A 25,488-nucleotide genomic window follows, 5' to 3' on the forward strand; every position below is an offset into this window, starting at 1 on the left:
CCGATTCCCCAATCCCGGCTCACGCCCATGGCGGGCTGTACTTGACCTTCACCGCGCGCACCGCGGGGTCGCCGCGCAGGGCGTCCAGCAGTTGCGGATCCACGCGCACCGAATGGCTGCCGTTGAGGTCGAGCATGCCGGCGATGCCGCCCTGCGCCGACTGCAGCAGCAGGTCCAGGCGCAGCGGGGTCTTGCCCGGGCGGTGGCGGGCGAGCAGGCCGTCGATGCGCGGCCAGGCGCTGCGCTGGCGCAGGTCCAGGCGCAGCGACAGGCGCTGCGCGTGGTGCGTGCAGATCTGCTCGTAGTCCCAGCACTGGCGGATGCGCATCGCGTAGCCGCCATTGAATTCGTCCTCGCGCACGCCGCCCTTGACGATCAGGATGCGGTCGCGGGTCAGCAGGTGGCCGAACTCGGCGATGGCGTCGGAGAACGCGCTGCACTCGATGCGGCCGCGGCCGTCCTCCAGTTGCACGAACACCTGGCTGTCGCCCTTGCGGCGCACGCCGACCACCTGGCCGGCGAGGATCGCGCTGACCTCCGGGCGCCAGGCGCGCTTCTCGCCGTCGCCGCCACCACCGCGGCCGCCGCCGGATTGCGCGCAGATCTTCTCCAGCGCGCTCAGGTCGCAGCCGACCAGTTCGCGCACTTCGTCGCGGTACGGATCGAACGGATGGCCGCTGAGGTAGAAGCCCAGCGTCTCGCGTTCGCCGGCCAGCAACTGGCCCAGCGGCCACTCCTTGCTCTCCGGCAGGTCCAGGCGCAGCGCCGGCGCGCTGGTGTCGGCGCCGCCGAACAGCGAGTTCTGCCCGGAGGCACGCTCGCGCGCCATCTGTTCGGTGGCCTTCATCACCTCCGGCAACTGCAGCATGAGCGTGGCGCGGTTGCTGCCCAGCCCGTCCATCGCACCGGCGTTGATCATCGCCTCGAGCGTGCGCTTGTTGAGCTTGGCCGATTCCACGCGGGTGCAGAAATCCAGCAGCGAGGCGTATTCGCCGCCGCGCTCGCGTTCGGCCACGATCGCCTCGCAGGCGCCGCGGCCCACGCCCTTGATCGCGCCCAGGCCGTACTGGATGGTGTCCGGGGTGGCCGCCTCGAACATGTAGGCCGAGGCGTTGATGCGCGGCGGCAGCACGGTCAGGCCGAGGTTGCGCACCTCGTCGAGGAAGCCGACCACCTTGTCGGTGTTGTCCATGTCCGAGGACAGCGTGGCCGCCATGAACTCGGCCGGGTAGTGGCGTTTCAGCCACGCGGTCTGGTAGCTGACCAGCGCGTAGGCGGCGGCGTGCGACTTGTTGAAGCCGTAGCCGGCGAACTTCTCCATCAGGTCGAAGATTTCGTCGGCCTTGGCCTCGCCGACGCCGCCCTTGGCCGCGCCCTCGCGGAAGATCTCGCGGTGCTTGGCCATTTCCGCCGGCACCTTCTTGCCCATCGCGCGGCGCAGCAGGTCGGCGCCGCCCAGCGAGTAGCCGCCGACGATCTGCGCCATCTGCATCACCTGCTCCTGGTACACCATGATGCCGTAGGTGTCCTTCAGGATCGCTTCGGTGCGCGGATCGGGATAGACGATCTCCTCCTGGCCGTGCTTGCGCGCGTTGAACGAGGGGATCAGGTCCATCGGGCCGGGGCGGTACAGCGACACCAGCGCGATGAGATCCTCGAAGCGGTCGGGGCGGGCGTCCTTCAGCAGCCGGCGCATGCCCGAGGATTCGAACTGGAACACCGCGCCGGTGTTGCCCGAGGCGAAGATGCCCTTGTAGGTCGGCGCGTCGTCGAGCGGGATCGCGGCGATCTCCACCGGCGGGATGCCGGCGCGCGCGTGGCGCACGTTGATCGCCTTCACCGCCCAGTCGATGATGGTCAGGGTGCGCAGGCCGAGGAAGTCGAACTTGACCAGGCCGACCTGTTCGACGTCGTCCTTGTCGAACTGGGTGACCGGGTTCTTGCCCAGGTTGTCGACATCGTGTTCGGCGAACAGCGGGCAGAAATCCGACAGCGGCGTCGGCGCGATCACCACGCCGCCGGCGTGCTTGCCGGCATTGCGGGTCAGGTCCTCAAGCTGCCGCGCCAGGTCCATCAGGTCGCGGACGTCGTCCTCGGCCTGGTAGCGCTGGATCAGCTCCGGCGAGGCCATCTCGCTGTCCTTGCCTTCGCCCATCGCATCCTTCAGCGTGATGCCGAGGATGTTGGGGATCAGCTTGGCGACGCCGTCGACCAGGCCGTACGGGAAGCCGAGCACGCGGCCGCAATCGCGCACCACCGCCTTGGCCGCCATGGTGCCGTAGGTGATGATCTGGCTGACCCGGTCGCGCCCGTACTTGCGCGCCACGTAGTCGATCACCTCGTCGCGGCGGTCCATGCAGAAGTCGATGTCGAAGTCGGGCATCGACACGCGTTCCGGATTGAGGAAGCGCTCGAACAGCAGGTTGTACGGCAGTGGGTCCAGGTCGGTGATCTGCAGCGCCCACGCCACCAGCGAACCGGCGCCGGAGCCGCGGCCCGGGCCGATCGGAATGCCCTGGTTCTTGCCCCACTGGATGAAGTCGGCCACGATCAGGAAGTAGCCGGGGAAACCCATCTTGATGATGGTGTCCAGCTCGAACTCGAGCCGGTCCACGTAGTCCTGGCGGGTCTTGCCGGGCGCCAACGGATTCTTCTCCAGGCGCGCGGCCAGGCCCTCGCGCGACTGGCTGCGGATCCAGCTGTCCAGCGTCTCGTCGTCGGGCACCGGGTAGGCGGGCAGGAAGTAGGTGCCCAGCTGCATCTCGATGTTGCAGCGTTGCGCCAGTGCCAGGGTGTTGTCGATCGCGTCGGGGATGTCGGCGAACAGCGCGGCCATCTCCTCGGCCGACTTCAGGTACTGCTGGTCGCTGTAGTCGCGCGGGCGCTTGGGATCGTCGAGCACGCGGCCGGAGGAGATGCACACGCGCGCCTCGTGCGCGGCGAAATCGCTGGCGTACAGGAAGCGCACGTCGTTGCTGGCGACCACCGGCAGGCCGCGGGTGCCGGCGGCGTGCAGGGCGAACTGGTTGAACGCCTCCTCGCCGTCGCGGCCGGTTCGGGTCAGTTCCAGGTGCAGGCCGTCGCCGAAGATGCGCTGCCAGTCGGCCAGTTGCTGCTCGGCCAGGTCGTGGCGGCCTTCGCTGGCCAGGCGCCCGGCTAGGCTCTCGCGGCCGGCCAAGGCGAACAGGTTGTCGCTGCCGGTCTGCAGCCATTCCGGGCGCAGCGCCACGCCGCCTTCGTTGCGGTGGCCTTCCAGCCAGGCGCGGGTCAGCAGCCGCGACAGGCTGAGGTAGCCGTCGCGGTTGCGGCACAGCACGGTCAGCCGCCACGGCGCCTGGGTGCCGTCGGCGATCAGCAGGTCGGCGCCGGCGATCGGCTTGATGCCCACGCCTTCGGCGGCCTTGTAGAACTTGACCAGCGCGAACAGGTTGTTGAGGTCGGTGACCGCCAGCGCGGGCAGGTCCAGCTCCACCGCGCGGCTGAGCAGGTTGGCCTGCTTGGCTTTCTTCGGGTCAGCCTGATCCGGTTTCTCGGGCACACGGATGGTCGAATCCGCCAGCGAGAACTCGGTGTGGATGTGCAGATGGGCGAAGCGGGAAGTGGACATGCGGAACCAGAGCGATGCCCGGGCAGGGTAGCGGCGGGGGGCGAGCCGGGCAAGGCTTGACAGCGAGGGGCGGGGATTCGGGAGTGGGGATTGGGGATTGGTTGCGGTCTCAGTGGGCGGTGAGTGCGCGTGATTGCCCGCCTATCCCCGGTGAAGGTCTTACGCGAGCTGCAGCGACTCCAGCGAATCCCCAATCTCCGCTGCCGAATCCCGGCCCGCAAGGGCCATCCTGACCGGCGCGAAGCTACGCCGGTGGTGGACGCAGGGGCCGTGCGCGGCCAGCGCCGCCAGGTGCGCCGGAGTGGCGTAGCCCTTGTGCAGGTCGAAGCCGTAGTGCGGGTGTTCGTCGTGCAGGCGCTGCATGATGCGGTCGCGGGTGACCTTGGCGACGATCGAGGCGGCCATGATCGCGCGGTCCAGGCCGTCGCCGCCGACCAGCGCCTCGGCGGCGCAGGGCAGGCCCTTGGGCACGCGGTTGCCGTCGATGCGGGCGAAACCGGCCACATGGGCCACGCCTTCGACCGCGCGGCGCATGCCCAGCATGGTCGCCTGATAGATGTTCAGGCGGTCGATCTCCTCGGCCTCGATCAGCACCACCTGCCAGGCCAGCGCGCGCTCGACGATGCGCGCGTACAGCGTCTCGCGCCGCGCCGCGGTCAGTTGCTTGGAATCGTCCAGCCCGTTGATGCGGGTGCGGCCCGGATCGAACACCACCGCCGCCACCGCCACCGGCCCGGCCAGGGGGCCGCGGCCGGCTTCGTCGACGCCGGCGTAGAGCCGGGAATCGGGAGTGGGGAATGGGGAATGGGGTAAAAGCGGCTGCTGTGGCGACGATGGAGAAAGGGAGCGCTTCATGCCGTTGCTCCTGACGATTCCCGATTCCCCATTCCCGAATCCCGGCCCTCCAGCAATTCGAGCACCGCATCGGCCGCGCGCGCCGAGGCGTCCTGGCGCAGCAGCCGATGCAGGCGTTCGTACTCGGGCTGCAGCGCCGCCACCGCCTGCGGGTTGCGCAGCCAGTGCAGCAGCGCGGCGGCCAGCGCGTCGGGGGTGCAGGCGTCCTGCATCAGCTCCGGCGCCAGGTCGTGGCCGGCGAGGATGTTGGGCAGGGCGTAGCGGTCCACCTTCAGCAACCCCAGCGCCTTGACGATGCGGTAGGTGAGCGGGGCGACCTTGTAGCCGACCACCATCGGCCGCTTCACCAGCATCGCTTCCAGGGTCGCGGTGCCGGACGCCAGCAGCACCGCGTCGGCAGCGAGCAGGGCGGTGCGCGCGTGGCCGTCCAGCACCTGGGTGGCGGCCGGCGGCAAGGCCGAGCGCGCGAGTTGCTCGGCGATCAGCGCCTTGCAGGCGGCATTGGCGGCCGGCACCAGCACGCGCGCGTGCGGAAGCTGCTGCAGCACCTGCGCGGCGGCAGCGAAGAAGGTGTCGCCGAGCTTGCCGATCTCGCCCAGGCGGCTGCCCGGCAGGACCGCCAGCACCGGCACGTCGGCGCCCAGGCCAAGGGCGCTGCGCGCCGCGCCGCGGTCCTCGTGCAACGCGATCGCGTCGGCCATCGGGTGGCCGACGAAGCGCGCGTCCACGCCGTGCCTGGCGTAGATCGGCGGCTCCATCGGGAACAGGCACAGCACCCGGTCGGCGCTGGCGCCGATCTTGGCCGCGCGCTGCTCGCGCCAGGCCCACACCGAGGGGCTGACGTAATGCACCGTGCGCAGCCCGCGCCGCTTCAGCCAGCGCTCCACGCCCAGGTTGAAGTCGGGGGCGTCGATGCCGACGAACACGTCCGGGCGCCAGGCCAGCAGCCGCTCGCGCAGCGCGCGGCGCAGCTTCAGCAGGCGCGGCAGATGCCGCAGCACTTCCAGCAGGCCCATCACCGCCAGCTCGCTGGCGTCGAACCAGGTCTGGCATCCGGCCTGGCGCATCGCCTCGCCGCCGACCCCGGCGAACTCGGCATCCGGATAGCGCGCGCGCAGCGCCTCGATCAGCCCCGCGCCGAGCAGGTCGCCGGAGGCTTCGCCGGCGACCAGGGCGATGCGCAGCGGTGCTGCGCCGGGAATGGGGAATGGGGAATGGGGAATGGTTGAAGCAACAGCGGAGCCGGGGCCGGGCGGGCGGCCGCTCTTCCCATTCCCCATTCCCGATTCCCCATTCCCGACCGTCATCGCAACAACGGCCGCTCGCTGGATTCGATGAATTCCAGCATCGCGCGCACGTCCTCGCTGCCTTCGGCCAGCAGCGCCAGCTGGTGCTTGGCCTCGGCCAGCGGCAGGGCGGCCACGTACAGCGCGCGGTAGGCGCGCTTGATCGCGGCCACGCGTTCGGGATCGAAACCGCGGCGCTTCAGCCCTTCGCTGTTGATGCCGCGCGGGCGCCCCAGCGAATTGCCGCCGACCATGGTGAACGGCGGCACGTCGCCGTTGATCAGCGCGCCCATGCCGAGGAAGGCGTGATCGCCGATGCGGCAGAACTGGTGGGCACCGGCGAAGCCGCTGATGATGACGTGGTCGCCCACCTCCACGTGCCCGGCCAGGGTGGTGTTGTTGGAGAACACGCAGTGGTTGCCGACGATGCAGTCGTGGGCGACGTGGGTGTAGGCGAGGAACCAGTTGTCGCTGCCGACCCGGGTGATGCCGCCGCCGCTGCCGGTGCCGCGGCTGATGGTGACGAACTCGCGGATCACGTTGCGGTCGCCGATCACCAGTTCGGTGCGTTCGCCGGCGAACTTCTTGTCCTGCGGGTCGCCGCCGAGCGCGACGTGGCCGACCAGGCGGTTGTCGCGACCCAGGCGGGTCGGACCGACGATGCTGCAATGCGAGCCGATCTCGCAGCCTTCGCCGATTTCCACGTCCGCGCCGATCACGGTGAAGGCGCCGACGCGCACGTCGGCGGCCAGCGTCGCCGCCGGGTCGATGACGGCGGACGGGTGGATCAGGGGGGCATTCGCGCTCATCGCAGGTCTCCTGCCAGGGTCATTCGCGGGTGCCGGCGCACAGCACTTCGGCGCAGGCCACGACCTTGCCTTCGACCTTGGCTTCGCCGTAGTACACCGCCATGTTGCGGATCACCCGCTTGATCTCCACGTGCAGTTCCAGCACGTCGCCGGGCACGACCTGGCTGCTGAAGCGGGCATTGTCGACCTTGACCATGTAGAACAGCTTGGACTGCGCGTCGCGGCCCATCGCCAGTTGGGTCAGGATGCCGCCGGCCTGCGCCAGCGCCTCGATGATCAGCACGCCCGGCATGATCGGCTGCCCCGGGAAATGCCCCTGGAAGAACGGCTCGTTCACGCTCACGTTCTTGTGCGCGACGATCTTGCGGTTCTCGAAGTCCAGCGAAACCACCTTGTCCACCAGCAGGAACGGGTAGCGGTGCGGGAGCAGTGCGCGGATCTGGGCGATGTCCGGCAGGGGCTGATCGTGGCTCATTCCTTCTCCTTGCTGACAGACAGGATGCGACGGGCCAGGGCATCGAGCTGTTTGAAGCGCGCGGCGTTCTTGCGCCACGTGCGGTTGTCGGTCAATGGGGTGCCGGACGAGTACTCGCCCGGCTCGTGGATGGAGTTGCGCACGACCGACTTGCCGGTGACCACGACCTTGTCGCAGATCTCCAGGTGGCCGACCACGCCGACCGCGCCGCCGAGCATCACGTAGCGGCCGAGCTTGGCGCTGCCGGCGATGCCGGTGCAGCCGGCGATGGCGCTGTGCGCGCCGATGTGCACGTTGTGCGCGACCTGCACCAGGTTGTCCAGGCGCACGTCTTCCTCGAGGGTGGTGTCTTCCAGCGCGCCGCGGTCCACGCAGGTGTTGGCGCCGATCTCGCAATCGTCGCCGATGCTCACGCCGCCCAGCTGCGGCACCTTGATCCATCGGCCCGCGTCCATCGCCAGGCCGAAACCGTCGGCGCCGAGCACCGCGCCGGGATGCACGCGCACGCGCTGGCCCAGGCGCACCCGGGTGACCAGGGTGACGCGGGCGATCAGTTCGCTGCCGGCGCCGACCTGGCAGTCCTCGCCGATCACGCAGCCGGGGCCGATCACGCAACCCTCGCCGACCACGCTGCGCGCGCCGATGCTGACGAACGCGCCGATATGCGCGCTGGCCGCGACCTGCGCGCTGGGGTCGATGCTGGCGCTGGGATGGATGCCGGGCGGGCGCGCCGGCGCCACGTCGAACAACGCGGCGATCTTGGCGAAGGCGACGTACGGGTCGCGCGCGATCAGTGCGGTACCCGGCGCCGCCTCGGCGTCGTCGGCACGCAGCACCACGATCGCCGCGGTGCTGTCGGCCAGTTGTGCGCGATAGCGGGGATTGGCCAGGAAGCTGAGCTGTCCCGGGCCTGCCTGCGCCAGCGTGGCCACGCCATGCACCGCGACGCTGCCGTCGCCATGCACCTGCAGGCCGAAACGCTCGGCGATCTCGTCAGCGGTATAGGTCGAAGTATTCACCGGGGGATTCTACCGTGTGCCACTAGCACGGTCATACGTACGGCCGCGTAGGGCGCGACGGACCCTGCCCAAGCTTAGCTGCGAGCAGATAGCGATCAACGGGCTGGAGTAAAGCCCCCTTTTGTTAAAGGGGGCGCGCCGAAGGCGCGGGGATTAGGCAGGCCAAGCCCCAGCAGGTTTTCGCGCCGCGAAAACCTGGCTGCCAGGGCGCAGCCCTGGCAGCGGGTGGGCAGTTCTTTTAGAACTGCCCGCCAAAGGTGAACTGCAGCCGCTCGATCTCGTCGTTGTCTTCCTTCTTCAGCGGAATCGCATAGCTGATCGAGATCGGGCCGACCGGTGCGCGCCACAGCAACGCGATACCGGTCGAAGCGCGGAGTTCGTTGGACTTGAAGTTGTCCACGCCGTTGAACACGTTGCCGACGTCCACGAACGCCGAAATGCGCGCCGACGGGCTGTCGAACAGCTTCGGGAAGTACATTTCCGCCGAACCCACGGTCTTGAACGAACCGCCCAGCGGCTGGCCGCGGCGGTACGAGGTGGTGGCCTCCGAGCGCGGGCCGAGGGTGTTGTCCTCGAAGCCGCGGACCGAGTTGGTGCCGCCGGCGTAGAAGTTCTCGTAGAACGGCAGGCCAGAGGCGGTGACGCGGCGGATCAGGTTGGAACCGTCGCAGGCCTGCGGGTTATAGACCGTGGTGCCTTGCGCATCGCTGGTGTAGGTGCCGCAGATATCGCGCGACACGTCGCTGCCGTAGCTGTCGCCATAGCCGAACTCGGCGCGCGTATTGAGCACCAGCGCTGGCGAGATCGGCCAGTACTTGGAGATCTGGTAGTTGAGCTTCCAGTATTCCACGGTCGAGCCGGGCAGGGTGGCTTCCAGGCCCACGCGCTGATACATGCCGGCGGTCGGCATGAAGTAGTCGTTACGGGTGTCGCGCGCCCAGCCCAGTTCGCTGCGCCAGGCGTGGAAGGTCTTGGTCCCCATCGCGTCGATGTAGTTGATGATCGCCTGCGGGGTGAAGCCGGGGTAGGTGGTGATCTGGTTGCTGTCGACGCCGAACATCAGCGAGACGCTGTCGGTCTCGGTGATCGGCACGCCGAAGATCACCTGCGCCGCGCCGTTGGTGCTGTTGTATTGCGCGGTGCCGAAGTCGGAGTAGTCCAGCTTGCGCCACGACAGGTTGTAGCCCAGCGACACGCCGTCGTCGGTGAAGAACGGATTGGTGTAGGAGAACGCGTAGCGCTCCTGGTAGCTGCTGCGCGAGGCGTCGACCGCGACCCGGTTGCCGCCGCCGAGGAAATTGTTCTGCGACAGCTGCACCGAGGTGGTGACGCCGTAGGTCTGCGAGTAGCCCAGGCCGAAGGTGAAGCTGCCCGAGGTGGTCTCCTTGACGTTGTAGACCACGTCGACCTGATCGTTGCTGCCCGGCACCGGCGGCGTTTCCACGTCGACCGACTCGAAGTAGCCCAGGCGCTGCAGGCGGACCTTGGAACGGTCGATCGCCGCCTGCGAGTACCAGGTGTCCTCGAACTGGCGCATTTCGCGGCGCAGCACTTCGTCGGAGGTGCGGGTGTTGCCGCGGAACACGATGCGCCGCACCGACACGCGCGGGCCCGGCGTCACCTGCAGGTTCACCGCCACCGTGCGCTTCTCGCGGTCGGTGGTGGGGATCGGGGTGACCTTGGCGAAGGCGTAGCCGATGTTGCTCAGGGTGTTGGTGATCGCGTCGGAGCTGTACTCCAGCAGCGCGCGCGAGAAGGTGTCGCCCGGCTTGGGAATCACCAGCTTCTCGATCTCTTCCTGCGGCAGGATGGTGTCGCCGGTGACCTTGATGTCGGAGATCTTGTACTGCTCGCCTTCGGTGATGCCGGCGGTCAGGTACATGTCGCGCTTGTCGGGGCTGATCGCGACCTGGGTGGAGTCGACGCTGAAGTCGACGTAGCCGCGGTCCAGATACCAGGAGTTGAGCTTTTCCAGGTCGCCGGACAGCTTTTCCTTGGAGTACTGGTCGTCGCGGCGGTACCAGGACAGCCAGTTGTGCTCGCGCGACTCCCAGTTCTCCATGATGTCCTTGTTGAGGAACTTCTCGGTGCCGATCAGGTTGACGTGGCGGATCTTGGCCGCCTTGCCTTCCTTGATCGCGATGGCCACGTCGACGCGGTTGCGGTCCAGCGGGCTCACCGTCGTGGTGATCTCGACGTTGTACTTGCCGCGGTTGTTGTACTGGCGGGTCAGCTCCTGGGTCACCCGGTCCAGGCTCAGCCGGTCGAAGGTGCCGCCTTCGCTGAGGCCGATGTCCGACAGACCCTTGAGCAGTTCCTCGCTCTTGATGTCCTTGTTGCCGGTGACGGTCAGCTTGTTGATCGCCGGACGTTCCTTGACCGTGACCACCAGGATGTTGCCCTGGCGATCGACGCGCACGTCCTCGAAGAAGCCGGTGCGGTACAGCGCACGGATCGCCTCGGCGACCTTGGCCTCGTCGACGGTGTCGCCGCGTTCCACCGGCAGGTAGGTGAAGACGGTGCCGGACGAAATGCGTTGCAGCCCGTCGACGCGGATGTCGCTGGCGGTGAAGGGCTCCGCTACCTGGGCCAGGGCCGGCAGGCTGAGGCTGGCGGCGAGGGCGAGGGCTAGCAGGCGGCGAGTGGGAAATCTCGTCATGTCACGTCCGGTAGAGGTCGATATCGTTGTTGCATGGGCGCCGGCGCAAGACGACAGCGGGTCGAGTGAATCGGCGCAGGTCATCGCACTGCCTGACTGAAAAGGTCGTTGTAGAACGCCAACCCCATCAGTCCTGCCAGCAACGTCAGGCCCACGAACTGCCCTGCCGCCATGGCGCGCTCGCTCAGCGGGCTGCCCTTGACCAACTCGATAAGGTAATACAGCAAGTGCCCGCCGTCCAAGATCGGGATCGGCAGCAGGTTCATGATCGCCAGGCTCAGCGACAGCAGCGCCAGGAAATTCAGGAACCCGTCCAGGCCCTGCTTGGCCGAGCCGTTGGCGACCTTGGCGATGGTGATGGGGCCGGACACGTTCTTCAGCGAGGCCTCGCCGGTCAGCATGCGGCGCAGGATGCCGAGGGTGTCGCCGGCCAGTTGGCCGGTTTCACGGAAGGCGACCGGGATCGCCGCCAGCGGGCCGTAGCGCAGGGTGGCGTCGTAGGCGGGGCGGCGCTGCTCGCCGATGGCCACGCCCAGCTTCCAGGTCGGCGCGCCGGGGCCGGCGGCCTGCTTGAGATGGACCTCCAGGGCCAGCCGCTCGCCGTTGCGCTCGACCTCGATCAGGCCGCTGCCGCCGTCGCGGCCCAGGGCCTGCACCTGGGGCGCGACCTGGTCGGCGCTGGTGATCGGGGTGCCGTCCACCGCCAGCACGCGGTCGCCCGGGCGCAACACGCCGTCGGCGGCCGAGCCGGGGGTGACGTTGGCGATGACCGCCGGCTGCAGGGTGAAGCGCCAGGTCAGGCCGGCCAGGGCCGGCACCTGCTGCTCGTCGAAGCCGACCGGCAGCTGCGACAGGCGCAGGGTATGCGTGCGGCTGACGCCGTCCTGCGCGTCCTCGGTCTCCACCCGCACGTCCTCGCGGTCCATGGCGGCGACGGTCAGCTGCATGGCCGCCTCGCTCCAGGTGGCGACGTCGCGGTCGCCGACGCGGACGATGCGCTCGCCGGGCTGGAACCCGGCCTGCTGCGCCAGGCCCTCGGCGCGGCCGACGATGGGCGCGTAGTCCTGCTTGCCGATCACGAACATCGCCCACAGCAGGGCCACGCACAGGATCAGGTTGGCGATGGGGCCGGCGGCGACGATGGCGATGCGCTGCCATACGCTCTTGTTGTTGAAGGCCTGGGCACGCTCGGCCGGGTCCACTTCGCCCTCGCGCTCGTCGAGCATCTTCACGTAGCCGCCGAGCGGGATCGCGGCGATCGCGAATTCGGTGTCATGGCGGTCGTAGCGCGACCACAGCGGCTTGCCGAAGCCCACCGAGAAGCGCAACACCTTGACCCCGCAGCGGCGGGCGACCCAGAAATGGCCGAACTCGTGGAAGGTCACCAGGATGCCCAGGCTGACCAGCATCCACCAGACGGAGCCAATGACATTACCCATGCGCGTGGCTCATGGCGGCGTGGGCGTCAAGCATGGGCGAAGTGGCGGGCAATGGCGAGTTCGGTGATCTTGCGCGAGTGCGCATCCGCCGCCAGCAATGCGTCCAGGGAATCGGCCGCGACCACGGGCAGCTCGGTCAGGGCGTTCTCGACCAGCGCAGGAATCGCTAGGAAACCGATCCGGCCCTGAAGAAAGGCTGAAACGGCCACTTCGTTGGCCGCATTCAGGATCGCCGGGGCGCTGCCGCCGGCCTGCATTGCGCGCCAGGCCAGGGCCAGGCAGGGGAAGGCGTCCAGGTCCGGCGCCTCGAAGTCCAGCCGCCCCTGCGCCAGCAGGTCCAGCCCGGCGACCCCGGAGGCGATGCGGTCCGGCCAGCCCAGGCCCACCGCCAGGGTGGTGCGCATGTCCGGCAGGCCCATCTGCGCCAGGGTCGAACCGTCGATGAATTCGACCAGCGAATGCACCAGGCTCTGCGGGTGCACCAGCACCTCGATGCGCTCGGGCGCCAGCGCGAACAGGTGGTGGGCCTCGATCACTTCCAGGCCCTTGTTCATCAACGTCGCCGAATCGACCGAGATCTTCGGCCCCATCGACCACTTTGGGTGCGCCACCGCCTGCGCCGGGGTCACCGTCTGCAGACGGGCGCGGTCCCAGCCGCGGAACGGGCCGCCGGAGGCGGTCAGCAGCACCCGCCGCACCTCGGCGCCGGGCTGGCGCGAGCGCAGGCACTGGAAGATGGCGTTGTGCTCGCTGTCGATCGGGATGATCTCGGCGCCGGCCGCGGCCGCCGCGGCGGTGACCAGTTCGCCGGCCAGCACCAGCGCTTCCTTGTTGGCCAGCAGCAGGCGCTTGCCGGCGCGGGCGGCGGCAAGCGTCGAGGCCAGGCCGGCGGCGCCGACGATGGCGGCGACCACGCTGTCGCAGGCGTCGCTGGCCACCAGCTGGTCCAGCGCGGCATCGCCGGCATGCGCCTGGGTCGACAGTCCGGCCGCGCGCAGGCCGTCGCGCAGCGCCGGGTACAGGGCCGGGTCGGCGATCACCGCATGGGCGGGGCGGTGCGTGGCGCACAGCGCCAGCAGCGCCTCGACGTTGCGTCCGGCCGCCAGCACGCCGGCGCGCAGGCGCTGCGGATGGCGCGCGATCACGTCCAGCGCCGAGGCGCCGATCGAGCCGGTGGCGCCGAGCACGGCGATGGTGCGGACCGTGGCGGCCTTGCTGCGTTGCGTGTTCACTGGCTTCAGAACCCGAAGATGTCCTTGCCCAGCGCGAAGATCGGCAGCGCCGCCAGCACGCCGTCGATCCGGTCCAGCACGCCGCCATGGCCGGGAATCACGTTGCCCGAGTCCTTGGCGCCGACGTGGCGCTTGAGCAGGCTCTCGAACAGGTCGCCGACCACCGAGGCCAGCACGCTGACCGCGGCCACGATCAGCAGTCCGGGCAGGTGCGGCAGGGTCACCCCGGCCAGCCAGCCGAAGCCGGCGGCCACGGCCAGGCCGGCCAGCAGCCCGCCGACCAGGCCTTCCACGGTCTTGTTGGGGCTGATCCGCGGCGCCAGCTTGTGCTTGCCGAACTGGCGGCCGGCGAAATAGGCGCCGGAATCGGCGGCCCACACCGTGGCCAGGGCGGTCAGCAGCCAGCGGTGGCCGTTCGGCTCGCTGGCGTGGATCAGGCCCAGCGCGGCCCAGGCCGGGACGATCGCCAGGGTGCCGGCGGCGAGCTTGAACACCCGCGCGTAGGTGGCATGGTCGGAGCCGAAACGGTAGAAGCCCAGCCACAGCAGGGCCACGCACCACCAGCCGACGCCGATCAGGGTGGTGAGCTGGAACAGCACCAGCGAGCCGGCCGAGGCCCACACCAGCAGCACCATCAGCAGCAGGTTGAGCATCAGCAGGATGGTGCGCGGCAGGGTGTCGTCGACCTCGGCCAGCTTCAGCCATTCCCACAGGCCGATCAGGAAGATCAACGCGGCCAGCGCGACCAGCCACTGGGTCGGCAGCAGCAGGATGGCGCAGATGGCCAGCGGGGCCATGATCAGCGCGGCGATGACGCGGGTACGGGTCATGCGGAAACGTTCTCCGTCGCCGCTTCGGCGACCTGCGCGCTGGTGAGGCCGAAACGCCGCTCGCGGCGGGCGTAGTCGTCCAGGGCTTGTTGCAGCACCTCGGGGCCGAACTCGGGCCAGAGGGTCTCGGTGAACCACAGTTCGGTGTAGGCCAGCTGCCACAGCAGGAAGTTGCTGATGCGCAGGTCGCCGCCGGTGCGGATGAACAGGTCCGGCGGCGGCAGGTCGGCCAGCGCCATGCGCGCCGACAGCGCGTCCTCGTCGATCTGCTCCGGGCGCAGGCGCCCGGCGGCGACGTCCTCGGCCAGCGCGCGCGCGGCCAGGGCGATGTCCTGGCGCCCGCCGTAGCTGGCGGCGATCGACAGGTGCAGGGCCTGGTTGTCGCGGGTGCGGGCCTCGGCCTGGGCCATGCGCTCGCACAGCGATGGCGCGAAGCGCGAGCGGTCGCCGATGAAGCGCACGCGCACGCCACGCCGCTGCAGCTCGTCGACCTCGCGGTCGAGCGCGTGCAGGAACAGCTTCATCAGCGCGTCCACTTCCTCCTGCGGGCGCCCCCAGTTCTCGCTGGAAAAGGCGAACAGGGTCAGCGCGGCGATGCCGCGCTCCAGGCAGAAGTCGATGGTGCGGTTGACCGCGCGGGCGCCGGCGCGGTGGCCGATCACGCGCGGCCGGCGGCGGCGCTGCGCCCAGCGGCCGTTGCCATCCATGATGATGGCCAGGTGGCGGGGCAGGGACATGGGGACGGGGTCGGATGGCATGGCCGGCAGGCGCAGGCTCAGACCGCCATCAGTTCCTGTTCCTTGCCCTTGACCACTTCGTCCACGTCCTTGATCGCCTTGTCGGTCAGCTTCTGGATGTCGTCCTCGCTGGCGCGGGCCTCGTCCTCGGTGACCTTCTTGTCCTTCAGCAGATCCTTGACCTGCTGGTTGGCGTCGCGGCGGATGTTGCGGATCGCGACCTTGGTGTCCTCGCCTTCGCCGTGCACGACCTTGGACAGCTCGCGGCGGCGCTCCTCGGTGAGCGCGGGCAGGTTGAGGCGGATGGTGGTGCCGGCGGTGTTCGGGGTCAGGCCCAGGTCCGAGGCCAGGATCGCCTTCTCCACCGCGCCGACCATCTGCTTTTCCCACGGGGTGATGGTCAGCGAGCGGGCGTCGGCGACGGCGACGCTGGCGACCTGGCTCAGCGGCATGTCCGACCCGTAGTAGTTGACCCTCAGGTGCTCGACCAGCGCGGTCGACGCGCGCCCGGTGCGCACCTTGATGAGCGTATGACGCAGCGCGTCGATGCTCTTGGCCATGCGGGTCTGTGCGTCTTGCTTGATTTCGTTGAGCATCGCCGGTGTCCGTGCTGAATCTGAATCGGACGATTATAGCCTGCTGGGAGTGGGGAATCGGGAATGGGGAACGGCAAAGGCGGATCCCGGCGCGCCTAACTGAACGCGAATGTCGCGAGAATCGGGGCTGGCGCCAATGCTGCAGCGCGCAACGCTGTTGCGATTCCCCACTCCCGATTCCCCACTCCCGGCGTTTCAGCCCCGACCCTTCACCAGGGTGCCGATCTCGGCGCCGCGCAGGATCTTCAGCAGTTCGCCGGGCTGGCCCATGTTGAAGATGCGCAGCGGCAGGTCGCTGTCGCGGGCCAGGGCGAAGGCGGCGGTGTCCATCACTTCCAGGTTGCGGGCGATGACCTCGTCGTAGGTCAGGCTGTCGAAGCGCACCGCGTCGGCGTGCTTCTTCGGGTCCTTGTCGTAGACGCCGTCGACCTTGGTCGCCTTCAGCAGCAGGTCGGCGCCGATCTCGATCGCGCGCAGCGCGGCGCCGGAGTCGGTGGTGAAGAAGGGGTTGCCGGTGCCGGCGGCGAAGATCGCGATGCGGCCCTTTTCCAGGTGGCGGATCGCGCGGCGGCGGATGAAGTCCTCGCACACGTCGTTGATCTTGATCGCGCTCATCACCCGCACCTTGGCGCCGAGCTTTTCCAGCGCGTCCTGCATCGCCAGCGCGTTGATCACGGTGGCGAGCATGCCCATGTGGTCGCCGGTGACCCGGTCCATGCCGCCGGCGGCCAGGCCGGCGCCGCGGAAGATGTTGCCGCCGCCGATCACCAGGGCCACTTCCGCGCCGGCCTGCTGCGCTTCGATCACCTCATGGGCGAGGCGGTTGATGATCTTGGGGTCGATGCCGTAGTCCCCGTCCCCCATCAGCGCTTCGCCGGAAAGTTTCAACAGGATGCGGCGATAGGCGAGCTGGGACATGGCGACCTCGTTGGGGGGGTGACGGGCAAACCACGCGATTTTAGCCGATGCGCGCCAGCGCGTCTGCGCCGCCGCTGGCGCCTCAGCGTTGCGGATCGCCGCACGACCGCGCGGTGACGCGGTTGCGGCCGCCGTGCTTGGCGCTGTACAGCATGTCGTCGGCCGCCTGCAGCAGTTCCTGCGCGCTGTTGAAGCGCTCGCGTCCGCCCTGGGTGGCCACGCCGGCGGAGAAGCTGATGTGCAGCGGCCCCTGCTTGGTCTCGGCCATCGGCCGCTGCGCGATCTCGGTGAGGATGCGCCGCATCACCCCGAGCGCGGCGTCCTCGCCGGTATTGGGCAGCAGCACCAGGAATTCCTCGCCGCCGAAGCGCGCCACGGTGTCGCTGTTGCGCAGCAGCGGCAGCAGGGTCTGCGCGAACGCGCGCAGCACCTGGTCGCCGACCAGGTGGCCGTGGGCGTCGTTGATCTTCTTGAAGTCGTCCAGGTCGATGAAGGCCACCGACAGCGGCCAGTCGTGGCGGTTGGCCAGTTCGAACTGCTGCGTGAGCAGGGTGTCCAGCTGGTGCCGGTTGAACACGCCGGTGAGGGCGTCGCGGCTGGCCTGTTCGGCCAGGCGCCGCGCGCGCTGTTCGTATTCGTCGGCGCGCTGGCGCACGCGGTTGGCCTCCTGCACCTCGCGCAGGTTGCGCAGCACCATCAGCTCGCGGGCGTGGCTGATGATCGCGTCGACCCGCTCCGGCTGCGCGATGCGCACGTCGAAGATCGGGCTGACCGCCGGCAGCGCCTCGGCGATGTGGCTCACCACCTCGTCGAAGCGGCGGCTGTCCAGCTGCAGCTCGCGAAAGGCGCGCTGCATGGCGTAGGTGCGCGCGGCTTCGGGGTCGTCGCCGAGCCAGATGTCGGCGATGGGGCCGGACAGCTGCACGCAGATGTCGAAGGGCTCGGTCGCGGGGCCGCTGTTGCCACTGCTGCCGATGCTGCGTTGCAGGTAGGCGGGCAGCTTCCATTTCTGCGCCAGCCAGGCGCCGACCTCGGCGCGGTCGGCGCCCAGGTGCTCGCGCTCCAGCGCGCTCAGCCGCTGCGGATCGCCGGCGGCCTCGTGCAGCAGGGCGGCGTAGCGGTCGTGGCAGACGTGCAGCAGGGCCAGCGCGCCCATGTCCTGCAGCAGGCCGGCCAGCATCAGTTCCTCGTGCTTGCGCAGCCCGGCGGCCTGGCCGAGCAGGCGGCTGGCCAGCGCCGCCAGCACGCTGCGCCGCCACAGCCGTTCCTGCGGCTCGCCGTTGCCGCCGCGCAGGCTCTGCACCATCGAGAAGCCCAGCGCCAGGCTCAGCGCGGCGTTCAGGCCGAGCATGGTCAGGGCCTGGCCGAGGTTGTCGACGCGGCGTCGGCTGGCGTACAGCGGGGAGTTGGCGATGCGCAGCATGCGCGCGCTCAGCGCCATGTCCATGGCGATGGCGTCGGCGGTAGCGGCCAGGTCCACGTCCGCATCCTGCGCCAGTTCGATGATGCGCAAGGCGACGCCGGGCGGCGAGGGTAGGTCGCGGGAATGACTCAGGATCGCTTCGAGTTCAGGATGCATGCACGTCCGATGCAGTGTGGTGAGGGCGGGCAGCGGCCTGTCCCAGCCCGCGCAGCGTACACCCGCAAAAAAAAAGCCGCGACAATGCGCGGCTCTTTTCTTCCCGGGTGCGGGATCAGGCCAGGCCGGCCTGCTTCATCACTTCGGCGGCGTAGTCTTCCACCACCTTCTCGATGCCTTCGCCCACCGCCAGGCGCTGGAAGCCGACCACGTCGGCGCCGGCGGCCTTCACCGCCTGCTCCACGCTCTGGTCGGTGTTCAGCACGTACGGCTGGCCGTACAGGGTGACTTCGTTGACGATCTTGGCGATCTTGCCGCTGATGATCTTCTCGAGGATGTCGGCCGGCTTGGCCTTGTCCTTCTCCGACATCTTAGCCAGCTCGATTTCCTTTTCCTTGGCCACGAACTCGGCCGGCACGTCGGACGCCTTGACGTGCGGCGGGTTCATCGCCGCGACGTGCATGGCGATGCCGCGGGCCAGGTCGGCGTCGCCGCCCTTGACCTCGACCAGCACGCCGATGCGGCCGCCGTGCACGTAGGCGGCGACGTTGTTGGCGCTGTCGATGCGCACCAGGCGGCGCACCTGCACGTTCTCGCCGACCTTGGCGATGACCGCGGCGCGGGCTTCCTCGACGGTCTCGCCGCTGGGCAGCTTGGCGCTCTTCAGCGCTTCGACGTCGGCGGCGCCGGAGGCCAGGGCGGCCTGGACGACGGCGTCGGTGAAGGCCAGGAAGTTGTTGTCCTTGGCGACGAAGTCGGTCTCGGAGTTGATTTCGACCAGGACCGCCTTGCCGCCGTCCTGGGCCATCGCGATGCGGCCTTCGGCGGCGACGCGGTCGGCCTTCTTGTCGGCCTTGGCCAGGCCCGACTTGCGCAGCCACTCGGCGGCGTTGTCGATGTTGCCGGCGTTCTCGGTGAGTGCCTTCTTGCACTCCATCATGCCGGCGCCGGTGCGCTCGCGCAGTTCCTTGACCAGGGAAGCAGTGATTTCCACGGGATGTCCTCACGAAAGGTGGGAAAAGGCCGGCTTGCGGCCGGCCGGTAAATCTGGGAAGCGGGCGCCGCAGGCGGCGCTCGCGGAGCCGGGCGCGTCGAACGCGCCGGGTGGCGGCTGCGCATGATCGCGCAGCCGCATGGCGCGCCGGTTACTCGGCGGCGGGAGCGGTCTCTTCGGCCTTCTTGCCGTTCTTGCGCGGGCCGCGGCCCTTGTCGTCGCCGCCCTCGGCGAACTCTTCCTCGCGCACGCTGGCGGCGTTCGGCGCAGCGGCCTTGCCTTCCAGCACGGCGTCGGCGGCGGCACGGGCGTACAGCTGCACGGCGCGGATGGCGTCGTCGTTGCCCGGGATGGCGTAGTCGACCAGGTCCGGGTTGTAGTTGGTGTCGACCACCGCGATCACCGGGATGCCGAGCTTCTTGGCTTCCTTGATGGCGATGTCTTCATGGCCGATGTCGATGACGAACAGCGCGTCCGGCAGGCGGTTCATTTCCTTGATGCCGCCCAGCGAGGCTTCCAGCTTGTCGCGCTCGCGGCGCAGGGTCAGCACTTCGTGCTTGACCAGCTTGTCGAAGGTGCCGTCGGTCTCGGCCGCTTCCAGCTCCTTCAGGCGCGCCACCGACTGCTTGACGGTGCGGAAGTTGGTCAGCGTGCCGCCCAGCCAGCGCTGGGTCATGAACGGCTGGCCGCAACGCTCGGCTTCTTCCTTCACCGCGTCGCGGGCGCTGCGCTTGGTGCCCAGGAACAGGATGGTGCCGCGCTTCTGCGCGACGCTGGAGATGAAGTTCATCGCGTCGTTGAACAGCGGAACCGTCTTCTCGAGGTTGATGATGTGGATCTTGCCGCGCGCGCCGAAGATGTACGGCGCCATCTTGGGGTTCCAGTAGCGGGTCTGGTGGCCGAAGTGGACGCCGGCTTCCAGCATCTGACGCATGGTGACCTGGGGCATTGCAGTGACTCCTGATGGGGAACCGGCCGTGCGCGGGCAGGAATGGGTGAAGCGCGCGCATGACGGTGCGGCCTTGCGGGTCCGCACGACGATTCCGGGGTTGGGCCTCCCTGCCGCCTCCGTGGCCGAACTCCTTGCGGAGCACCCCGGCACGGGCGATGGCGGCAGGTGTGAATTCGCCGGTGCGTCCGGCGTGGACGGTCCATCGGCCGATGACAGGCACGACGAAGCCGCGCACTATACCTGGCGGAGGCCGGTGGCGCAATGCGCCGGGCGGTTCACTCGGTCGGTAGCGGCTGCAGCGGGGCCTGGTCGTCGAGCCTGGCCGCGAAGCGGCCGCCCGGCGCGGCCGCGCCGGGCGGCAGCGGCCAGCGCTTGTAGGCGCCGGCCAGGACGTAGCCGGCGAGGCTGGGGAACAGGGGCAGGGTGCGGCCGTCGGCGCCGATGAAGCTCAGGTCGCTGAGCCGGGCGTGGACGCTGCCGCGGTTGTGCACCACCAGTTCCGGCCCATGCGCGCCGGCGAGCAGGTGGGCGCTGAGGCGCGGCGCGGCCGCGGGGTCGGTGGGGGGCAGGAACACCGGCGTGGAATAGCGCAGCAGCAGGGGCGCGGCTTGCGCGGCGGGCATGGGCGCGGCCGGGTCGGGCGGGGTGGCGCGTTCCTCCAGCACCAGGCGGTAGGCGCGCTCGGTGGCGGCGGCGGGAGCCAGGCGCACCAGCCGCAGCAGTTGCCGCCCCTGTGCGGGGATGGCGATCGATTGCGGGCTGGGCCGGACCTCGTCGGTGCTCTCCAGTACTTCCATTCCGTCGGTCTGCTGCCAGCGGTACACCTGGACCTGCGCCTGCCAGGGGCGATCCTGGGTGTTGCTCAGCCAGATCTCGGTGCTGGTTTCGCCGGGCGCCAGTTGCACCAGGGTCGGGCTGATCCGTACCCCGGCCGCGGCGGCGCTGCCGGCCAGCGCCAGCAGCAGCGTCGGCAGCAGGCGCCTGCGCACGCTGCGGGCGCGGCCCACTAGAACGCGACCGTGGCGTAGCGCGCCGGCGCGCGGGGCGTGGCGGCGGCCGCGGGCAGGCTCAACGCCAATGCGGTGCCGGCGTCGGGCGCGGGCGCGCCGTCGACGCTGACCTGGTAGGCGAGCGGGCGGTTGCAGGCGACCGTCGGCAGCCCCCCGGGCTGCGCGCGGGCCGGGACGCCGATCTCGCAACTGCGTTCGATGCGGATGCCGATCCGCAGCATGGCGCCGCCGTTGCCGACGCCCGGCTGCGCCGCCGCGTCGACGCCGGCCGCGCACAGGCTCGCCAGCAGCAGCGGTCGCAGGAACGGCACGGTCATCAAGCGGGACTCCGAGGCGGACACAGCAGATAGCGGCCCGCGCCGCGGCAACTTGATCGGCGCGACGGCGCCGTTCAGACCTCAGTAGGTGACGGTGACCTTGACCACGTCGCTGTAGCTGCCCGGTGCAGGCGTCTGCCGGGCCGGGACCTGGCCGTACAGGGTCAGCGACTGTGCGCTGCCGGTCCCGGTGCCGGTCTGGGTATCGCTGTTCAGGGTGCTGCCCCAGCGCTGGGTACGTGCGGCGTCGCGGTACAGCTCGTAGGTCAGGTACTGGCCGCTGGCGCTGCGCATGCGGCGCACGTTGCCGCTGGCGTTCTGGCCGTTGTCCAGGCTCACCTGCCAGGCGGTGCGGTAGCGGCAGTTCATGCTGAGTACGGTGGTGTAGTTCAGCGCCTTGTCGATCAGGCCCGACTGGGTGCCGAAATCCAGGTCGGCGATGCTGGCGATGGAGCAGGTCGGCGCGGCGCTGGCGCTGACCACGAACGGGAACTGCACCGAGGTCCCGCCGCCCTTGCCGCCGGTGGTACAGGAGGCGGGTACCGCCGCGGGGTTGCCCACCAGCGGCTCGTCGTAGCGGTACTGCAGGTTGGTGGACACGCCGCTGAAGGTGTTCTGGTACAGCCCGGTGGCGATGCCGCTCTGCAACGGCACCCGCGCATAGACGGTGTAGGTGGCGGTGCCGCTGCCGCCGGTCAGCAGCGACGAGTAGGTCAGATCTACCTGCAGCGGCGTGGAGCCGCTCAGGGCGCTGCCCCAGATCAGGCTGCGCGCGCTGTCGCGGTAGAGCTGGAAGCCGAGGCTGTCGTTGAGCGGGTTGAGCATGCGCCGCGGGGTGATGCCGAAGCCGCCGCCCTGCAAGCCCTCGCCGATGTTCAGGCACATGCGCACGTAGATCGTGCCCAGTACGCTGATCGCGCCGGTCTGGCAGGTCACCACGATCTGCGCGGTGGCGTCGGTGGCGGCGGTGTCGGAAAGGGTGCCGAAGCTCACCGCCGTAGCCTGCGCGGCGCAGGTGGTGGTGGCCGCGGCGCGCTGCGGCAGCAGCGCCGCGGCCGCCAGGAGCAGCGCCGTCAGCGCCATCGGCCAGGCGCGCGCGCTCATGGCGCCGTCTCCGGGGCGCAGCGCAGCGGGCCCAGCCGGGTCGGCGGCGCCTGTGCCGGGCGCTCGATCCGGAACCGGCAACGGCGCCCTTGCATCTCCACCTCCAGGTCGTTGCGGCCGGGCTGAAGCCCTTCCACATAGGCCTGGCCATCGTAGCCGACCACCGTGTCGACGCCCGCTCCATGCACCCGGCTGCCGACCGGCAGCGGCGCGTCGGCGGCATCGTGCAGTCGCACCAGCACGCCGTCGCTGCGGCGGATCGGGAACGCCACCACCACGCCGGCGCGGTCGCGCGGTACCACGATCTGGTCGACCTGCTCCGGCCGCAGCTCCGGCGGCAGGCGCATCGGATCGATCGACAGGCGGTTGTGCTGCCAGGCCAGCAGCGGCGTGACCAGCAGGAAGCCGCGCGCATCGGTGCGGCCGATCGGCCGGTTCTCCAGCAGCACCGGCACGTCGGCGATGCCGCCGGTGGAGACCAGGGCGAAGGCCTGGTCGAGGTCGCGGCCACGGAACCAGCCGCCGCCGATCCAGGCCAGGCCGCCCGAGGCTTCGGCATAGCCGTAGCGTTGGCCGCCGGCGCCGGCGCCGGCGCTGGCGATGCCGCCGGCGTAGCGGGCGCTGGCGCCGCGCCAGCTGGCTTCGGCCAGGCCGCCGCCGCCGTCCTGGCCGAAGCGCGCCTGCAGCCGCCAGCCGCTGCCGCCGTCGGCGGCGGCCGCTTGGCTGAGGTCGGCCGTCGCGCCGGTGCGCGTGCCGATGCGCTGCACGGCGACGCCGGCCTGGCGGCGGCCGTCCAGCGCGATCGACCAGCCCAGGTACACGCTGCGGTCGCGGGCCTGGTCCAGGTTCTGGTTGATGCTCAGGTTCAACGACGACTGCCGCGGCAGGGTGCGGGTCCAGAACAGGCCGGCGTAGCGCTGCTCGCCGCTGTCGGGGTAGGCCAGGCGCACATAGCTCAAGGCGATGTTGCCGACGCCGTCCCAGGTGCTGCCGAACAGGGCGCGCTCGCTGATCCGCGGCGGCGCGGCGCCGTAGCGCGCGGCCACGTCGCGGTAGCCGGATTGCGCGCGCTGGGTATCCATCGCCAGGTTGAAGCGGCCGTTGTTCCAGCGGTAGCTGAGCGCGTACTGCAGGCCTTGCCGGCCGGCCGCGCTGCCGTGCGCCAGCGAAGCGCCGAACACGCCGGCGCGCGGCAGCAGCCACTGCCCGCCGGCACCGGCGTTGCGGACGCCGGCGCCGGCCTCGGCATGCGCCTCGGCGGTGAAGCGCGGGCTGACGCCGCGCCGCCAGCTGGCGCTGCCGACGGTATCCCCGGCATAGGCGAAGTCGGCGACGCCATAGTCCTCGCGTACCCGGCCCAGTGCCAGCGACCAGTCGGTCAGGCCGCTGGCCAGCAGATCCTGGGTCGCATAGAACGGAAAGGCCAGCGAACGCGTCCGGCCGTACGCGTCGGTGATCACCACCTGGGCGTTGCCGGCGCCGTCCACGCCCGGTGCGGCGGACAGCTGGAACGGCCCGGCCGGCAGCTGCGCGCCGTACTGGCGGATGCCGTTGACGTACAGGTCCACGCTGGACGGCACCGCCACCTCGCCGAGGAATTCCGGCAGCGGGGCGAGCGCGCGGTACGGCTGCAGCCCGAAGTCGCTGCCCACCCGGACTCCGCCCAGGCGCAGGGTGCGGCTCCAACTGGTGCCGCTGCTGAAGGTATCGCCCAGCACCACGCTGGTCATGCGCTCGGGCAGCGACCATTGCCATTGCGTGTCCAGGCGGATCGCCTGGGCGCGCCAGTCGCGTTGCGGTTCGCGGTACAGCCGGCCGACGAAGGACTGCCGCAGCAGGCCGTCGCCCAGGCCGAACACGCGCAGTTCGCCGCTGGCGGTGAGATTGCTGGCACCGCCCTGGCGGCTGGCGTACAGGTCGTAGTCGAGCAGGGCGCCGGGGGAGCTGGTCGCCGGCAGCGACGGTTCATCGCCACGGGCGTCGATGCGGGTGGTGGCGACGTCGAGCAGGGCCACCGGTGCGTCGATGGTCAACTGCTGCAGGCTGGCGTCGTAGCGCAAGCGCACGCCGTCCAGGTCGCTCAGGGCGATCGCCGCAGTGGCGTCGCCGCCGTCCACGCGCAGACCGAGCTGGCGCAGGGTCGCGGCGCTGGCGCGCAGTTGCTCGCCAGCGCGCTCGAATCGGAACAGGCCGGGCTGCCGGGTCTGGTTCACGGTGACCTCCAGGTACAGGGTCTCCTGCGCCGGTGCGGCCGCCTGGGGCTGGGTCGGGGCCTGCGGCTGGGCGATGGCGAGCGCGGCGGGGCCGGCCCACAGTGCCAGCAGCAGTTCAAGGCGCCGCGGTGTCCACGACCAGCGACTGCGCACGCGGCTCGCCATTGATCCTTGCCTCGAACGTGCCCGGGGTTTGCGCCAGTTCCGCCGGCAGCGGCCAGCGCTTGCGCTGGCCCGGCAGCACGTAGCCGGCCAGGCCCTCGGCGATGGCGCGGCGGCGGCCGTCGCCGGCGACGAAGTGCAGGTCCACCAGTTGCGCGTGGCCGTTGCCCTGGTTGCGCACTTCCAGCGCCGCGCCGGATCCGTCGTGGACGCGCCGCGCGCGCAGCGCCGGTGCGGTGGCCACGGCCGGCTGCAGGAACACCGGCACCGAGTAGCGCAGCACGAACTGCAGCCCGGCGCTGGCGTTGCCGCCGGCGTCCTGGCTGGGCAGTTCGTCGACCAGGATGCGATAGGCGTCCTCGCCTGCGCCGGGCGCGGCGTCCAGGCGGATCACCCGCACCAGTTGCCGCGCGTGCGGCGCCAGCTCCAGCATCGGCGGGCTGAGCGCGATGCGGTCGCTGGGGTCGAGCACATCCTCGCCATCGCGCTGCTGCCAGCGGAACGCGCGCACCTGCGCACGCAGCGGCACGTCGCCGCTGTTGCTGAGCCAGAGGCCTTGGGCGGTCTCCTCGGCGCGCAGCGACACCGAGGTCGGCGCCACCTGCAGGCTCGCGCCCAGGGCGGCGCCGGCTGCCGCCAGCCACAGTGCGGCAATCGCCGGCAGGCGCAGGAAGGAATGCGGGCGCGGACACATG

General features: G+C 70.1%; 21 protein-coding genes. All 21 read right to left on the reverse strand.

Translation table 11 applies throughout. The annotated features are described in order from the left end of the window. Positions 1-19: 19 nt before the first annotated feature. The 21 genes from dnaE to AC1PME_RS07330 all read right to left on the reverse strand — a co-directional run bounded on the left by dnaE (position 20) and on the right by AC1PME_RS07330 (position 25,487). On the reverse strand, positions 20-3,607 hold the full coding sequence (gene dnaE, locus AC1PME_RS07230; RefSeq protein ID WP_481097738.1) for a DNA polymerase III subunit alpha: 3,588 nt from the start codon (positions 3,605-3,607) through the stop codon (positions 20-22). A gap of 159 nt (positions 3,608-3,766) precedes the next feature. Continuing rightward, positions 3,767-4,462, reverse strand: coding sequence for a ribonuclease HII (locus AC1PME_RS07235; protein WP_481097739.1), 696 nt, complete (start codon positions 4,460-4,462; stop codon positions 3,767-3,769). Then, positions 4,459-5,742 carry a lipid-A-disaccharide synthase gene (gene lpxB, locus AC1PME_RS07240; protein ID WP_481097740.1) on the reverse strand — a complete coding sequence of 428 codons (1,284 nt, stop codon included), beginning with the start codon at positions 5,740-5,742 and terminating at the stop codon, positions 4,459-4,461. Before lpxB ends, AC1PME_RS07235 begins: the two co-directional genes overlap by 4 nt. A 23-nt stretch (positions 5,743-5,765) precedes the next feature. Further along, positions 5,766-6,557, reverse strand: a complete 792-nt coding sequence (lpxA, locus tag AC1PME_RS07245; protein WP_481097741.1) for an acyl-ACP--UDP-N-acetylglucosamine O-acyltransferase — start codon at positions 6,555-6,557, stop codon at positions 5,766-5,768. Between the two features lie 19 nt (positions 6,558-6,576). Beyond that, complete coding sequence (gene fabZ, locus AC1PME_RS07250; RefSeq protein WP_254460950.1) at positions 6,577-7,032, reverse strand: 3-hydroxyacyl-ACP dehydratase FabZ; 456 nt, start codon at positions 7,030-7,032, stop codon at positions 6,577-6,579. Then, on the reverse strand, positions 7,029-8,051 hold the full coding sequence (lpxD, locus tag AC1PME_RS07255) for a UDP-3-O-(3-hydroxymyristoyl)glucosamine N-acyltransferase (RefSeq protein ID WP_481097742.1): 1,023 nt from the start codon (positions 8,049-8,051) through the stop codon (positions 7,029-7,031). The genes fabZ and lpxD overlap by 4 nt, the downstream gene beginning before the upstream one ends. Before the next feature lie 238 nt (positions 8,052-8,289). Beyond that, positions 8,290-10,710, reverse strand: a complete 2,421-nt coding sequence (bamA, locus tag AC1PME_RS07260; RefSeq protein ID WP_254460952.1) for an outer membrane protein assembly factor BamA — start codon at positions 10,708-10,710, stop codon at positions 8,290-8,292. An 80-nt stretch (positions 10,711-10,790) separates the two neighbouring features. Further along, positions 10,791-12,149 (reverse strand): RIP metalloprotease RseP, encoded by a 1,359-nt coding sequence (gene rseP / locus AC1PME_RS07265; RefSeq protein WP_481097743.1) that lies wholly within the window; start codon positions 12,147-12,149, stop codon positions 10,791-10,793. A 26-nt stretch (positions 12,150-12,175) separates the two neighbouring features. Next, entirely contained in the window at positions 12,176-13,381 is a 1,206-nt protein-coding gene (locus AC1PME_RS07270; protein ID WP_254460954.1) for a 1-deoxy-D-xylulose-5-phosphate reductoisomerase, read from the reverse strand. Between the two features lie 5 nt (positions 13,382-13,386). After that, entirely contained in the window at positions 13,387-14,211 is an 825-nt protein-coding gene (locus AC1PME_RS07275; RefSeq protein WP_254460955.1) for a phosphatidate cytidylyltransferase, read from the reverse strand. Continuing rightward, entirely contained in the window at positions 14,208-14,948 is a 741-nt protein-coding gene (gene uppS / locus AC1PME_RS07280; protein WP_254460956.1) for a polyprenyl diphosphate synthase, read from the reverse strand. The genes AC1PME_RS07275 and uppS overlap by 4 nt, the downstream gene beginning before the upstream one ends. A gap of 38 nt (positions 14,949-14,986) precedes the next feature. Continuing rightward, complete coding sequence (frr, locus tag AC1PME_RS07285; protein ID WP_254460957.1) at positions 14,987-15,544, reverse strand: ribosome recycling factor; 558 nt, start codon at positions 15,542-15,544, stop codon at positions 14,987-14,989. Between the two features lie 195 nt (positions 15,545-15,739). Further along, complete coding sequence (gene pyrH / locus AC1PME_RS07290) at positions 15,740-16,462, reverse strand: UMP kinase (RefSeq protein WP_160970848.1); 723 nt, start codon at positions 16,460-16,462, stop codon at positions 15,740-15,742. Between the two features lie 82 nt (positions 16,463-16,544). Beyond that, complete coding sequence (locus tag AC1PME_RS07295; protein ID WP_254460958.1) at positions 16,545-18,041, reverse strand: GGDEF domain-containing protein; 1,497 nt, start codon at positions 18,039-18,041, stop codon at positions 16,545-16,547. A gap of 115 nt (positions 18,042-18,156) precedes the next feature. Continuing rightward, a complete protein-coding gene (gene tsf / locus AC1PME_RS07300) occupies positions 18,157-19,035 on the reverse strand; it encodes a translation elongation factor Ts (protein ID WP_307549559.1) in 879 nt (292 codons plus the stop codon). A 151-nt stretch (positions 19,036-19,186) separates the two neighbouring features. Then, the gene (rpsB, locus tag AC1PME_RS07305; protein WP_017908839.1) at positions 19,187-19,984 is read right to left on the reverse strand and encodes a 30S ribosomal protein S2; all 798 of its coding nucleotides are present in this window, start codon (positions 19,982-19,984) and stop codon (positions 19,187-19,189) included. Between the two features lie 278 nt (positions 19,985-20,262). Next, positions 20,263-20,976: a fimbrial biogenesis chaperone gene (locus AC1PME_RS07310; RefSeq protein WP_481097744.1), complete on the reverse strand. Its 714-nt coding sequence runs from the start codon at positions 20,974-20,976 to the stop codon at positions 20,263-20,265. A gap of 17 nt (positions 20,977-20,993) precedes the next feature. After that, positions 20,994-21,314, reverse strand: coding sequence for a hypothetical protein (locus AC1PME_RS07315; protein WP_307549564.1), 321 nt, complete (start codon positions 21,312-21,314; stop codon positions 20,994-20,996). An 81-nt stretch (positions 21,315-21,395) separates the two neighbouring features. Next, positions 21,396-22,418 carry a Csu type fimbrial protein gene (locus AC1PME_RS07320; RefSeq protein ID WP_481097745.1) on the reverse strand — a complete coding sequence of 341 codons (1,023 nt, stop codon included), beginning with the start codon at positions 22,416-22,418 and terminating at the stop codon, positions 21,396-21,398. Then, a complete protein-coding gene (locus tag AC1PME_RS07325; protein WP_481097746.1) occupies positions 22,415-24,784 on the reverse strand; it encodes a fimbria/pilus outer membrane usher protein in 2,370 nt (789 codons plus the stop codon). The genes AC1PME_RS07320 and AC1PME_RS07325 overlap by 4 nt, the downstream gene beginning before the upstream one ends. Continuing rightward, positions 24,747-25,487 carry a fimbrial biogenesis chaperone gene (locus AC1PME_RS07330; RefSeq protein WP_481097747.1) on the reverse strand — a complete coding sequence of 247 codons (741 nt, stop codon included), beginning with the start codon at positions 25,485-25,487 and terminating at the stop codon, positions 24,747-24,749. Before AC1PME_RS07330 ends, AC1PME_RS07325 begins: the two co-directional genes overlap by 38 nt. Position 25,488 lies beyond the last annotated feature (1 nt).

Source organism: Xanthomonas sp. NCPPB 901 (genome assembly GCF_056725085.1).